Source organism: Marinobacter sp. MA (assembly GCF_048298425.1).
In the GTDB taxonomy this organism is placed as follows: Bacteria; Pseudomonadota; Gammaproteobacteria; order Pseudomonadales; family Oleiphilaceae; genus Marinobacter; species Marinobacter salsuginis.
The window spans coordinates 3,406,122-3,420,303 of sequence record NZ_CP103058.1 but is presented as its reverse complement, the minus strand read 5'-3'; the positions used below and the strand labels follow the sequence as shown (position 1 = coordinate 3,420,303).

Sequence of the window (14,182 nt, the reverse complement as noted above, 5' to 3'; positions counted from 1 at the left end):
AACAGTAGGGATTTTTTATTCATGCAAACCAAGTTCCTTCTCAAAGAGAGCCAGATGCCCAAATACTGGTACAACCTGCAGGCGGACCTGCCTGAGCCGTTGCCGGCCGTACTCCACCCGGGCACCCAGAAACCGGTGGAACCGTCGGATCTGGAGCCGTTGTTCCCGATGGCGCTGATCGAACAGGAGGTAACCACCGAGCGGGAAATCGAGATTCCGGAGCCGGTGCGTGACGTCTACAATCTCTGGCGTCCAGCGCCTCTGTACCGGGCCCATCGCCTCGAGAAGGCCCTCGGCACGCCGGCAAAAATCTTCTACAAGTACGAGGGCGTTAGCCCGGCGGGCAGTCACAAGCCCAATACCGCGATTCCGCAGGCTTTCTACAACCGGGAAGCGGGCATTCGTACCCTGACCACTGAAACCGGTGCCGGGCAGTGGGGCACGTCGCTATCGTTTGCTGGCTCCCTGTTTGATATCGACGTTACCGTCTTCCAGGTGCGGGTTTCCTACAACCAGAAACCCTATCGCCGGGCCGTCATGGAAACCTATGGCGCCAAATGTGTGGCCTCACCCTCGGAGCTGACCGAGTTCGGCCGCAAAGTGCTGGCCGAGAATCCTGACCACACCGGCAGTCTGGGCATCGCAATCTCCGAAGCGGTGGAGCTGGCTGTGCAGGATCCGAACACCAAGTACGCCCTGGGTTCGGTACTCAATCATGTGCTGCTCCATCAAAGCATCATCGGTCTGGAAGCCATGCAGCAGATGGAAATGGCGGACTGCTGGCCGGATGTGATCGTGGGTTGCACCGGCGGTGGTTCCAACTTTGCCGGTATTGCCTTCCCGTTCATGGGCCACGCCCTGAGAGGCGGTGAGAAATCCCGGATTGTGGCGGTGGAACCCTCGGCCTGTCCCACCCTGACCCGGGGCAAATACGCCTACGATTACGGCGATACCGCCCATATGACCCCGCTCACCAAGATGCATACCCTGGGCTCCGGATTTACACCGCCCGGCTTCCACGCTGGTGGCCTGCGCTACCACGGTATGGCACCACTTGTTTCCCACGCCAAGGAGCTGGGGCTGTTTGATGCAGTGTCCTATACCCAGCGGGAGTGCTTCGAGGCCGGTGTGCTGTTCGCCAAGAATGAGGGTATCGTGCCGGCTCCGGAAGCCAACCATGCGGTCAAGGGCGCCATTGATGAAGCCCTGCGCTGCAAGCGGGAAGGCAAGGAAGAGGTGATTCTGTTCAACCTCTGCGGTCACGGCCATTTCGATATGGCGGCCTATACCTCCTACTTCGCCGGTGAACTGAGCGACCACGAATACGACGAACAGGAACTGGCGATGGCGCTGTCCGGACTGCCTTCGGTCAACGCCTGATCAGTCGTCTTTAGCGCGCCGCTGAAAAATCGTACCCCCGCCGCCGGCATCCAGTTGCCGGATGGCGGTGGGTGCGCCTTCTTCATCCAGCCGCACATCTCCGATGCCGGCTCCGTTCCACAGCCGCTCACCGGCCTCCCGGCCCTCCGGTAGCCTGGGAGAGATCCACATTCGCCGTCTCTTGGTGAACCAGTTCAGGGGCGACCAGGGCGCAAACAGCCAGCGATTGAGCCGGTCCAGCCATTCCAGCAGGGTGTTGGGGAATTCATTTTTGATGCCGCTACTGGTGATCTGCCAGACATGTGGACCGTTCTGTTTGTGGCGCAGCCTAACATCATAGGCAAACGAATAGTGGACATCCCCGGAAAGAATCACGAAGTGTCTGGGCGTTCGGGGGTGGCCGAAAATATTGAGCAGTACACTGGCGGCGCCTCGATGCGCCATCCAGTTTTCAGCGTCTACCAGCAGGGGTTTGCCGAAAAAGGTAAACACCCGCTGGATCATCTCGATGAGCTTCACCCCGAACATGGGCGCCGGGGAGACCACCACGACCGCGTCCTCGCCCATGATCTCATGCTGGAAATCGGTCAGCGATTCCCAGTCCATCAGGCCGGACGGGTGGCTGCGCCGGATCTCACTGCGCCAGCGGTGCGTGCGGGTGTCCAGAACCACCAGTCTGGGCGAGGTGGGCAGGCTGTAATGCCAGTGCTGGAAGTGAAACAGTTGGTCGATCAATTCATCCTGGATGGCCTTGTCCAGCTCGTGTTGTCCGTCACTGGAATCGAACAGCTTCTGACACTGTTCGATCAGGTCCCCGAAATTACCCGGTTGGTTACCCCAGCCCTGGCACAAGAGATAGCCCAGCAGGGCATTGCCGATGATGCGCCGGGAAAAGGGGTGTTCATAAGCGGTGGTTTCCCAGAGGGCCGAGAGATTCCAGTCGTCGGTAACGTCATGATCATCAAAGATCATATAGACGGGCACGTTAGCCATGGCCCGCGCTGCCCGCGGAAGGGTTCTGCGAAACTCGTCGATAGCGGCATGTTCTTTCCGATAACGCGCCAGTTCGTCCGGATCTTCGACTGGCTCCGCGCTGGTAACAAGGTGCCAGGGCTCCGGCGACCACACCAGCAGGTACATGGCCATCACCTCGGCGAACGAGATCAGGTGATTGCCGGCGTTGGCGGTTGTGAACACTGGCTTGCGGACGCCACCAAAGAAACGCTCGGTGAGGTCCTCGTTAAATTCGGATTCCGGCAGCAGTTCATCCCGGTGGTAATAGGCATTTGCTACCGAAGTCAGTTCCTTGCTGTGTGAAAGCGAGGCGCCTTCCAGCACTTCCTGGTAAAGACCCAGCTGGTGAATAACGCACTGGATGGCGTGCAACATCGGACCGGCCACATCATCGGCGTAGACCTGGTCGCCGGTCATCAGCAGCAGAGACGGAACGTCCTCTAGTCTCTGTGCCTTCTGCAGTTCCTCATCCACCCGAACCAAACCGTCTCGCGAGGGATGGTGAGGTCTCCGGCAGGAGCCATGGAGTATGCGATCCAGTTTCGACTTCAGGGTAAAGCCAGGGCGATCGCGGCTCTCCGGGCAAAGATGCGTAGCCCAGCTGCGGATCCATCGGGGTGGGGCGGATCCGTCACCAGTGAGCCCCAGGTCGTACTCAAGCGGGGTGTCCCGGGGCAGAGCGGAGTCCGGTGTGATGGTCAGAAGGTTCAGCCAGGCACGGGTACCAATTCGAAGCCGTGAAACCTCTGATTCGGCTAGCGGACGATCCAGCAGGAGCTCTTTGCCTTTGAATACCTGAACGGCGAGCGCTGTCCGTTCGCTGGTTACCAGCCACAGAACAAGCGAGTCCGGCGCGGAATGACGTAGAATCGGGCCGGCCAGTACCGGCCCGAATTTGCCATCAGGCTCCAGATTCAGTCCTCCTCAAGTTCCCTTGGCGGGCAGTGGTGGTCTTCCACCACGGTGCCATCGTCCACGCTTTCCAAATGCACATCAAAGCCCCAGAGCCTGTGCACATGGCGCAGAACCTCGTCGGTTTCCTTGCCCAGTGGCACACGGTCTACCGGTATGTGGCGCAGGGTCAGGGAGCGGTCGCCGCGCACATCCACATTCCATACCTGGATGTTGGGTTCCCGATAACTGAGATTGTACTGGCGCGCCAGTTTCTCGCGCAGGTCCCGGTAGCCAGGTTCATCGTGGATGGCGGTTACCCGGTAGACGTCTTCCTGATCGTCGTTCTGGATCGCAAAGAGCTTAAGATCCCGCATCACCTTGGGTGAGAGGAACTGCTGGATGAAGCTCTCGTCCTTGAAGTTCTTCATCGCGAAATGCAGGGTTTCCAGCCAGTCGCCGCCGGCGATGTCCGGGAACCACTCCCGGTCTTCGTCTGTGGGGTTCTCGCAGATTCTGCGCAGATCGCTAAAGATCGAGAATCCCAGAGTGTAAGGGTTCAGGCCGGAGTACCAGGGGCTGTTAAACGGTGGCTGATACACCACTGCCGAGTGGCTCTGGAGAAACTCCAGCATAAAGCCGTCGGTCACCAGGCCCTTGTCGTACATACGGTGTAGAAGGGTGTAGTGCCAGAAGCTGGCCCAGCCCTCGTTCATCACCTGGGTCTGGCGCTGGGGATAGAAGTACTGGCCCAGCTTCCGCACGATACGGATGATTTCCCGCTGCCAGGTCTCCAGCAAGGGCGCGTTCTTCTCGATGAAATAGAGAATGTTCTCCTGTGGCTCTTCCGGGTAGCGCTTGCCGCGTCTAACCGGGTCATCCTCGTCGTCCATTTTCGGAATGGTGCGCCAGAGATCGTTGATGCGCCGCTGCTGGTACTCCTCACGCTCCTTCTGGCGCCGCACTTCTTCTGAAGCCGATATCGGTGCAGGGCGCTTGTAGCGATCTACGCCATAGTTCATCAGGGCATGGCAGGAATCCAGGATTTCCTCGACGGCATCCACGCCATAGCGCTCCTCGCACTCCGCAACGTAATGGCGGGCAAACACCAGGTAATCGATGATCGCGCTGGCGTCGGTCCAGGTGCGGAACAGGTAGTTTCCCTTGAAGAACGAGTTGTGGCCGTACGAAGCGTGGGCAATGACCAGCGCCTGCATCGGAAGGGTATTCTCCTCCATCAGGTAAGCGATGCAGGGATTGGAGTTGATCACGATCTCGTAGGCCAGGCCCATCTGGCCGCGCTGGTAGCCTTTGGAGGTACTGAGAAACTGCTTGCCGAAGGACCAGTGATGGTAGCCAACCGGCATGCCCACGGAGCTGTAGGCGTCCATCATCTGTTCGGCGCTGATCACCTCGATCTGGTTGGGGTAGGTGTCCAGGCCGAACTCGGCGGCGCACTTGGCAATCTCGTCGTCGTATTTCTGGATCAGCTCGAACGTCCATTCAGAACCGGTAGAGATCGGCTCCCGGGCTCTGGGCTGATCGCTTTCGGGCGAATTTGGACGGTCCATGAGGTTAGTCATGCGGCTTTCCTCTCGAACAACTGCCGGAATACCGGGTAAATTTCGCCGGGGTCGGCGATCTGCTGCAGGGCAAAGCTCTGTGGGAATTGCTCCTGGATCTTCTCGTATTCGTACCAGAGCATCTGGTGGTCCTGGGGTGTGATCTCCACGTAGGCAAAATACTGCACCAGGGGCAGGATATTGTCTGCCAGGATCTTCCCGCACACCGGCGAGTCATCGTTCCAGTTATCACCGTCCGATGCCTGGGCAGCGTAAATGTTCCACTCGGCAGGGGAATACCGGGATTCGATAATCTTGTGCATCAGCTTTAGGGCGCTGGAGACGATGGTGCCGCCTGTTTCCCGGGAATAGAAGAACTCCTCCTCGTCCACTTCCTTGGCGCTGGTGTGATGCCGGATGAAGACCACTTCAATCTTCTTGTAGTTCTTCTTCAGAAACAGATACAGCAGGATGAAGAAGCGCTTGGCAATGTCTTTGTGCATCTGGGTCATGGACCCGGACACGTCCATCAGGCAGAACATCACGGCACTGGTGGCCGGCTGTGGCTTTTTCACGTGCTGGCGATAGCGCAGGTCGATCTCATCAATGAAGGGAATGCGGCGAACATTCGCCTTCAGTCGCGCGATTTCCTCCTCCAGAACCTGAATCTGGTCTTCGTGGCTGAACGCGGGATCCAGGTCTTCCGGCGCTGATTTCAGTGCTTCCAGCTGTTTTTCCAGATCCCGGATCTTCTTCTTGCGCGCGCCTCCCAGGCCCAGGCGTCGGGCGTGGGCACCGCGCAACGAGCGTACGACATCCAGCTTGGCCGGCACCCCCTCGGTGCTGAAGCCGGAGCGGATATACTTGAAGGCCTCGGTGTCCTTGAGTTTCTTGCGGGCCAGGTTGGGCAGTTCGAGATCGTCGAACAGAAAATCGAGGAATTCCTCCTGAGTGATCTGGAAGGCGAACTCATCCATACCTTCGCCGTCCGGGCTGGCCTGGCCCTGTCCGGAGCCCTGGCCTCCGCCGCCCTCTGGCTTGGGGATGGTGTCGCCGGCCACAAATTCCTGATTGCCGGGGTGCACCACCTCCCGTTTGCCGCCCTGGCCGTGGTGGAAGATGGGTTCTTCAATGTCCCGGGACGGAATACTGACCTTCTCGCCCCGTTCTATATCGGTGATTGAGCGCTTCTGAACCGCATCCGACACCGCACGCTTGATGTGGTGGCGGTAGCGGCGCAGGAACCGTTCCCGGTTCACCGCGCTCTTGTTTTTACCGTTCAGTCGCCGGTCGACTATGTGGGTCATTCCCATGGCGTTACTCCAGATCAGTGAATGGTCACTGACTTAGTGAGACTTGCGAACCCGCAGGTACCATTCGGCCAACAGCCGGACCTGCTTCTCCGTGTAGCCTCGATCGACCATACGCTCGACGAACTGCTTGTGCTTGTTCTGGTCTTCCTGACTTGCTTTCGGGTTGAACGAAATCACCGGCAACAGATCCTCGGTGTTCGAGAACATCTTCTTCTCGATCACGCTGCGCAGCTTTTCGTAGCTGAGCCAGGACGGGTTCTTGCCACCGTTGTTGGCCCGGGCCCGCAGCACAAAGTTGACCACCTCGTTCCGGAAATCCTTCGGGTTGGAAATGCCCGCGGGCTTCTCGATTTTTTCCAGCTCTTCGTTGATGGAGGAGCGATCGAGGATTTCGCCGGTGTCCGGATCCCGGTATTCCTGATCCTGGATCCAGAAGTCGGCATAGGTGACATAGCGGTCGAACAGGTTCTGGCCGTATTCGCTGTAGCTTTCCAGATACGCAGTCTGGATTTCCTTGCCGATGAACTGCACGTAGTGCGGCGCCAGGAATTCCTTGATGAACCTCAGGTATTTCTCATGGGTCTCCGGCGGGAACTGTTCCTGTTCGATCTGTTTTTCCAGAACGTAGAGCAGATGTACCGGGTTCGCCGCCACTTCGGTGGTGTCGAAGTTGAAGACCTTGGACAGGATTTTGAAGGCGAAGCGGGTAGAGAGCCCGTCCATGCCTTCCATCACGCCAGCGGCGTCACGGTACTCCTGGATGGATTTGGCTTTCGGGTCGGTATCCTTGATGTTCTGGCCGTCATAAACCCGCATCTTGGAGAAGATGCTGGAGTTTTCCGGCTCCTTGATGCGCGAGAGCACCGAGAACTGGGCCAGCATGTCCAGGGTGTCTGGCGCGCAGGGAGCGCCTTCGAGCGAACTGTTGCTGAGCAGTTTCTTGTAGATCTCGATTTCTTCGGTCACCCGCACACAGTAGGGCACCTTGACGATATAGACCCGGTCAAGGAACGCCTCGTTGTGCTTGTTATTGCGGAAGGTCTGCCACTCCGATTCGTTGGAGTGGGCCAGGATCACACCGTCGAACGGGACAGAGCCCATGCCTTCGGTGGTGTTGTAGTTGCCTTCCTGGGTCGCGGTCAGCAATGGGTGCAGCACTTTGATGGGTGCCTTGAACATCTCCACGAATTCCATCAGCCCCTGGTTGGCCTTGCACAGGCCACCGCTGAAGCTGTAGGCATCCGGATCGTCCTGGGAGAAATCCTCCAGCATGCGGATGTTGACCTTCCCGACGAGGGCGGAAATGTCCTGGTTGTTGTCGTCACCGGGCTCGGTCTTGGAAACAGCAACCTGGTCGAGTACCGAGGGGTACATTTTTACAACCCGGAACTGGCTGATGTCGCCGCCGTACTCATGCAGGCGTTTCACGGCCCAGGGCGACATGATGTTTTTCAGGTAACGGGCAGGAATCCCATATTCCTCTTCGAGGATCTGGGCGTCTTCGGCCGGGTCGAACAGACCCAGGGGAGATTCGTTTACTGGCGAGCCCTTGATGGCGTAGAAGGGCACTTTCTGCATCAGTGACTTGAGTTTTTCCGCCAGGGACGATTTACCACCGCCCACTGGGCCCAGCAGGTAGAGGATCTGTTTCTTTTCTTCCAGGCCCTGGGCGGCGTGGCGGAAGAAGGAAACGATGTTTTCCACGGCGTCTTCCATGCCATAGAACTCGGAAAACTCGGGGTACCGCTTGATGACCTTGTTGGAAAATATCCTTGAAAGCCTCGGATCTTTGGAAGTATCGACGAGCTCTGGTTCGCCAATGGCAATTAACATTCTCTCAGCGGCCGTGGCATAGGCCGTTGGGTCCTTTTTGCAGATCTCCAGGTATTCCTCCAGGCTGTATTCTTCTTCCTGGGTACTCTCATACCGGTCTTTGAAGTGCTGCAGTATGCTCATAGATTGCCCTCGCTCGCTGTATCTTCAGCTTTCAATTCACGCAATTTCCCCGTTGCAGTCGGCTCCGCCCATCCGGGCGGTTCGTTTAGTTATGGGTGGAAGGAATGGATACTTACAAGCCTGTGAACGATCAACTCGTGGCCGGCTTGGTTATTTTGAGCTTAGTTCACGGTTCGGGAGTTGGACAGTGTGTGAGTGGTTAAGGTTCATTAAATTATGTTAGGCGGGTGTGTTGGTTTTGTAGCTTGCCTAGTTCTCGGAGAGTCGAAATGAGGGGCTGGAGTGCACCGGGGTCTTTCTAAAAACGAATTGGCAACTCGCTGCGCTCAGACATCAAATTCGTTTTCAGAAAGACCCCCGATACACTCCGATCGGACTACGGATGCGACCGCTTGAAGGCAGCTTAGATTTTGGTCAGACGGAACACGCTTTCCGAGGCGTTTTCCAGGCCTTTCCGTTTGGTAAACGGATGATCCTTGGCCAGGGTGTTGGTCAGGATGTGTTCGATTTTGTAGTCGTCCTGGTAGAGCTCCCGCACCTCTTCGTCGCTGACGTTAAACGGGGGGCCTTTGATCTCTGTGTCGTAGTCCAGGGTGATCAGCAGGATTTTTGTGCCGTCGGGGATGATGGCGGTGAGGTGGTTTACATAGTCTTTGCGCATGTGGGGCGGCAGGGCGATCAGGGCAGCGCGGTCGTAGACCAGTCGCACGTGTTTGAGGTCGTCTGGAACCAGCTGGAAGAAGTCGCCGCACCAGAGTTGCAGGTTGTCGTGTTTGAAGGTGATGAAGGGCTCGCCCGGGTGGACCTTGGCTTTTTCGCCGGCTTCTTCAAAGAAGTCCTTGCAGGCCAGTTCGCTGAGTTCCACGCCGATGATGGGGTGGCCGCGGTCGTGGAGCCACCACATGTCGTGGGCTTTGCCGCACAGGGGTACGAAAACGGCCTCAGTGCCTTTGCCGGCCAGTTCCGGCCAGTGGTCGTGGAGGTACTGGTTGACCGTGCCCTCGTGGAATCCGATTTCCTTTTTGGCCCAGCGTTCGTGCCAGAATTCATGTTCCATGGTTCACACCCTGTTATTGCTTGGACATTTTGAGTCTTGGACGTTTACCTCAGTCTACCCTAATCTGTGGCCATCTGGATTCAGGAGAAAAGTATGAAAGCGGTGTTCCTTGATGCCAAAACGCTTGGCGATGATGTGGATCTCTCGCCCATCGAGTCGGTGACCGGCGGGCTTGAAAAGTATGAGCGAACTGCGCCGGATGACGTGCTGGAGCGCATCCGGGGGTTCGACACCGTGCTGGTCAACAAAGTGGTGCTGGGCAGAGAGCATTTCGAGGCGTGCCCGGAGCTCAAAACCATCGCGGTGGTTGCGACCGGTTTGAACAATATTGATCAGGCGGCAGCCAGGGATCATGGCATCAAGGTGATGAACGTGACCAACTACGGCCGCTCGACGGTGGCCCAGCACACGATGGCTCTGATGCTGGCGCTGGCCACCCGGCTGCTGGATTACGACCGGGATGTGCGGTCCGGGCTTTGGGGCAAGAGTGATATGTTCTGCCTGATGGATCATCCGATTATGGAGCTGGAGGGGCGCACGCTTGGTATTGTCGGCTACGGCGATCTGGGTGAAGGCGTGGCGGAGCGGGCTGCGGCCTTTGGCATGCGGGTCTTGTTGGGGGCCCGACCGGGTCAGGAAGCCGGAGAGGTGGACGGGTATTCCCGGATCCCCCTGGATGAACTCTTGCCTCAAGTGGATGTGCTCTCACTGCATTGCCTGCTCTCGGATGAAACCCGGGATCTGATCGGTGCCCGTGAACTGAAAATGATGAAGCCGGACGCGTTGCTGATCAACACCAGCCGCGGCGGCCTGGTGAATGAGCAGGCGCTGGCAGACGCGCTGCGTGCCGGCGAGATCGGCGGTGCCGGGTTCGATGTGCTGACCGAGGAGCCGCCCCGCAACGGCAATCCCCTGCTGGCGGACGATATTCCGAACCTGATTATTACCCCGCACTCTGCCTGGGCCAGCCGTGAGGCGAGGCAGCGGATTGTTGGTATTACTGCGGCGAATCTCAATTCGGTGCTGTAAAAGAAAAGCCCCGGGCGAACCGGGGCTTTTGGGACTAGCTAGGGTTGGCTCAGTACTTCCAGCCGACGCTGACAGAGGCACCCAACTGGTACATTTCCAGATCGATGGTCTGGTTCGGTGCCAGCGGGTTGGATCCGGTCACGGTCTTGGCTGGTGAGTAAAACGCCATACCCGACACATCCAGGTTTTCGCTGAAGTTGTGGGTAAATCCGCCGGTAAAGTGCCATTCCTGGACTCCCGGTGCGAGGATGTTGAACAGCACATCTTCATCGGAGATGGGATTCTCTCCGTAGCTTACGCCGGCCCGCCATGCGTGGGAGGTTGTTTGCTGCCACTGCCAGCCCAGTTTGACGATGGTCATGTCGTCCCAGCCAAAGCCTGCGCCGTCATCGTCGCCGAGTTGAGCCGTCTGCAGATTGGGCAGGAGCGGATTGCCCACGCTGTTGATCTCGCTGTAGCGGATATGCTGGATATCCAGCAGGAACCAGTGGTCTTCGAGTCCAGACCAGGCAATGCCTGCGTTGAACATCTGTGGAATGTCGAAGTCGCCTTGCTCGGCGAACAGGCCGCGGTATTTGTCGAACTCGTTCATCTTCAGAATGTTGCGCCAGCTTACGCCGCCGCGGAGGGTGTCGGTGATTTCGCCCTGCCAGCCGATCTGGTAGCCGTAACCCCAGGCGTCATCAGTGCCATTGTTGGAAAGGGCACTGGCGTCTGAGGAAAAGGGTGCGAAGCTTTGCAGGCCTTCTGCCTCAAAACGCTGATAGGCAATAACGGGCGAAATGCCGATGGCCTGGTTATCTGAGAACTCCCAGGACCAGGTAGGCGCAATAAATAGCTGCTCCAGGTTGACCCCGGTGCGGCCCGCGTAAAACGGACCACCGCTTTCACCGGAGTAGTCGGTGTTCATGCCACCATTGGCAAACACCGAAACGCCGAAGCTTGTGGTGTCGGACAGTTCCCGATTAAAGCCCAGGTGGGGGATAACGAAACCGTTGCGGCTGCTTTTGTAAGTGCCCGGCTGCAGGGAGAACGCGGGGGGAGGAGAGACCGGACCCTCTACTGTGTATTCCCGCCTGGGAGAAAACACTTCGAGACCGCCATCAATGCGATTGCCAACAAACGCCATGCCCGCCGGATTGGTCGCCGCTGCAATGCTGTCCTGGGACAGAGCAGTGCCAGCACCGGCCATCCCTTTGCTGATGGTGCCATAACCATGACTGAAGTAGCCGTTGGTGGCCTGGGCGGTCAAAGGAGAGAGGGCCGTGAGTGCGGCCACTCCCAGAGCAAGCTTGATTCGCATGAGAACATACCTGATCAGGAAAACGTCATATCGGAATTAGCGGTCGTTTTACACAAATTCTGTTATAAGGGGAAGTAATAAATGCTGATATGGTTATATTGAAGGCATCGCCCTCGCAAACGACTATTAATCGGCCATACTCTGGTTAGACCGGATATCTGACTGATAATCTGAACAAAACATGGAACAACAGGACCTAAAGTGGCTGCATTCCAATTGAAAGAACGGCTTCAGGCCGCTGAAAGCTGGATTCTGGCAAATCCCAACCCGCCCCAGAGTTGGCCCTGGACCTGGTTGTACAAGGTCGGGCGCACGGCCTATGCCATGGCCCGGGACGTACTCAGCGGGCAGCTCACTCTCCATGCCATGAGCCTTGTCTACACCACGCTGCTGAGTATCGTGCCGCTTCTTGCCTTGAGCTTTTCGGTTCTCAAGGCGCTGGGTGTGCATCAGCGGATGGAACCGTTCCTGTTCCAGTTCTTTGAACCCCTGGGCCCCCAGGGGATACAGCTCGCCGAGCAGATCCTCGGATTCGTGGATAACATGAAGGTTGGGGTGCTCGGCTCTGTGGGTCTGGCGTTGTTGGTCTACACGGTGGTTTCCCTGCTGCAGAAAATCGAACGCTCCTTCAACATGATCTGGCGCGTACCAGACATGCGCTCCATGGCGCAGCGCTTCAGCAACTACCTGAGCGTCATCATGGTGGGGCCTCTGCTGATGGTTTCAGCCATTGGTGTGAGCGCGACCATTTTTTCCTCCACCATTGTCCAGAAACTGATTGAAATCGAGCCGTTCGGTTCGGTCATTCTGGTTGCCAGCCGCTTCACGCCGTTTTTCCTGGTGGTTGGCGCATTCACCTTCGTTTACGTGTTCATGCCCAATACCCGGGTCAAACTGCGTTACGCAGCCATCGGCGGTCTGGTGGCCGGGGTTTCCTGGCAGGCTGGCGGAATGCTGTTTGCCTCTTTTGTGGCGGGTTCGGCCAAGTACGCCGCGATCTACTCCAGTTTCGCCATCGGCATCATCCTGCTGATCTGGATTTATCTGAACTGGATGATTCTGCTACTCGGTGCCAGTTTGGCGTTTTATCTGCAGAATCCCGGATCAGTGGCCAAGCGACGCCAGGTGCAATTGGCGCCGGAACTGCAGGAGAAGGTAGCGCTTGCAACCATGTGGCTGGTCGCCAAACCCTTCAGCGAGGGGAAGCCGGCGCCTCAGCAGGAAGTATTGGAGCACCAGTTGAGAGTGCCAGGCGAAGTGACCCGTGCGCTCAGTGACAAGTTGATCCGGGCGGGTTTGCTTAGCCTGGCCGGAAGCCAGGGCGATCGACTCGTGCCGGGGCGTGCGCTGGATCTCATCACCGTGGGGGAAGTCTTGAAAGTGGTTCGCAACGATGAGGATCGGATCGTTGACCGGTTGCCAGCGGTGATCCCGGCTGAATTAACTGGCTCGCGCAAGGTTGAGGAAACGCGAACATTCGCCGAGTTGTTGCGAGCTGATGATGAGCAGGAAACGACCACATCATTGGCCGAACCCGAGCCGGTGTCAGCTCCTGACAGTTGAGCGCCCGCCTTCCCGGAGCATCTTCTGCACCGCGTTGCGCACGTCGCTGATTTGCTCCGGGGTTAGACGCACCAGTTTTGGCAACTGCTCTTCGGCAAGATTCCGCTGGTGTGCGTGCCTGAGTACTTCTCGGGTACCAATGACCATGCCATCCGTTAGCGGCGTGTGCTTCTGCCTCGGCGCCGGCCGTTCGGCCGCCAGAAGGTAGGCATGATACTTGGGGGGAAGGTTCCATTCGTTCGCCAGTAACTGGCAGGTCGCCCACTGGTACCTTGCCAGAGCGTGGCGGATAAGCGCTGGCTCTGGTTCTCCTGCGGCAGAGAGTGAGCGGCAAATCCGTTGCAGTTCCCGGCGGATGGTGATGTACCCAAGTGCAGGCAGCAAACCCACCATGAAATGTGCACTGGTATCCTCGCCCTGAGTCCTTGCAATCAATTCCGCCGATCGTGCGCAGGTCAGGCCCCAGCGCCAGACGCGTTGCCCGAAAAGTGCTTCGCGGCTGTTCCTCGCGGCCATCATGGGGCGCATTACCGCGGCGGAAATAACGTTCCTGATGCCATCCACCCCAAGTACGAACACCGCCTGGTCCACGGATTCAATCGCATGGTCACTGGTGCGGAAGTAGGGGCTGTTGGCAATTTGCAGTAGCTGGTCGGTCAGCGATGGATCACCCAGGATGATTTCGGTCAGCCGATGGCGGTCGGTCGATTCATCGGAGAGAGCCCGCATGAGCATGGGCAGGCTCATGGGTTGCCGTGGAAGTTCTTCCAGTTTGTTGTTGGACAGGCGCTGATAGAGTTCCGCCAGTACCTCGTCATAAGACGAAAGGTCAGCCCGTAACGCCGCGGGTTCGGCGTCGAGCAGCCAGCAGAACAGGTGCTCTTCCAACTGTTTAGCCAGTTCAGGGCCTGTGTCCGGGGTATCTTTGGCCGGGTTGTCCGGGGATGGATTGAACAACCTCGCTTCTGGAGCTGGTGGTGCCGGCTGTTGTGTCGCGAATAATCCTGAAATCCAGGAGAGAAAACCTGGCATCCGTTGCCTCCGGGTCGAACCTGTTCGAAGTAATGAACCTCCGTTTCCGAGAGTATAGATGTACGACGCATCCTTGCACAGG

General features: G+C 57.8%; 10 protein-coding genes. 3 read left to right on the top strand and 7 right to left on the bottom strand.

Annotated features, from left to right (window positions below; translation table 11 throughout):
• Positions 1–21 precede the first annotated feature (21 nt).
• Positions 22–1,380 carry a TrpB-like pyridoxal phosphate-dependent enzyme gene (locus NUW46_RS15900; protein ID WP_418140652.1) on the top strand — a complete coding sequence of 453 codons (1,359 nt, stop codon included), beginning with the start codon at positions 22–24 and terminating at the stop codon, positions 1,378–1,380.
• Here NUW46_RS15900 and NUW46_RS15895 read toward each other — a convergent pair whose 3' ends face one another.
• From NUW46_RS15895 to tmpT, 5 genes are all read right to left on the bottom strand, one after another.
• On the bottom strand, positions 1,381–3,312 hold the full coding sequence (locus NUW46_RS15895; protein WP_418142048.1) for an alkaline phosphatase D family protein: 1,932 nt from the start codon (positions 3,310–3,312) through the stop codon (positions 1,381–1,383).
• Positions 3,309–4,868, bottom strand: coding sequence for a SpoVR family protein (locus NUW46_RS15890; RefSeq protein ID WP_418140651.1), 1,560 nt, complete (start codon positions 4,866–4,868; stop codon positions 3,309–3,311). The genes NUW46_RS15895 and NUW46_RS15890 overlap by 4 nt, the downstream gene beginning before the upstream one ends.
• Entirely contained in the window at positions 4,865–6,160 is a 1,296-nt protein-coding gene (locus NUW46_RS15885) for a YeaH/YhbH family protein (protein WP_069184450.1), read from the bottom strand. Before NUW46_RS15885 ends, NUW46_RS15890 begins: the two co-directional genes overlap by 4 nt.
• A 33-nt stretch (positions 6,161–6,193) precedes the next feature.
• A complete protein-coding gene (locus NUW46_RS15880; protein ID WP_069184449.1) occupies positions 6,194–8,116 on the bottom strand; it encodes a PrkA family serine protein kinase in 1,923 nt (640 codons plus the stop codon).
• Between the two features lie 403 nt (positions 8,117–8,519).
• Entirely contained in the window at positions 8,520–9,173 is a 654-nt protein-coding gene (gene tmpT / locus NUW46_RS15875) for a thiopurine S-methyltransferase (RefSeq protein WP_136630174.1), read from the bottom strand.
• A gap of 93 nt (positions 9,174–9,266) precedes the next feature.
• Between tmpT and NUW46_RS15870 the strand changes: the two genes are divergently transcribed.
• A complete protein-coding gene (locus NUW46_RS15870) occupies positions 9,267–10,202 on the top strand; it encodes a D-2-hydroxyacid dehydrogenase (RefSeq protein ID WP_418140650.1) in 936 nt (311 codons plus the stop codon).
• Positions 10,203–10,251: 49 nt separating this feature from the next.
• Here NUW46_RS15870 and NUW46_RS15865 read toward each other — a convergent pair whose 3' ends face one another.
• Entirely contained in the window at positions 10,252–11,505 is a 1,254-nt protein-coding gene (locus NUW46_RS15865) for an OmpP1/FadL family transporter (RefSeq protein ID WP_418140649.1), read from the bottom strand.
• Between the two features lie 201 nt (positions 11,506–11,706).
• Between NUW46_RS15865 and NUW46_RS15860 the strand changes: the two genes are divergently transcribed.
• Positions 11,707–13,068 carry a YihY/virulence factor BrkB family protein gene (locus NUW46_RS15860; RefSeq protein ID WP_222465274.1) on the top strand — a complete coding sequence of 454 codons (1,362 nt, stop codon included), beginning with the start codon at positions 11,707–11,709 and terminating at the stop codon, positions 13,066–13,068.
• Here the strand turns inward: NUW46_RS15860 and NUW46_RS15855 are convergent.
• Entirely contained in the window at positions 13,051–14,100 is a 1,050-nt protein-coding gene (locus NUW46_RS15855; RefSeq protein WP_418140648.1) for an HDOD domain-containing protein, read from the bottom strand. The genes NUW46_RS15860 and NUW46_RS15855 overlap by 18 nt on opposite strands.
• Positions 14,101–14,182 lie beyond the last annotated feature (82 nt).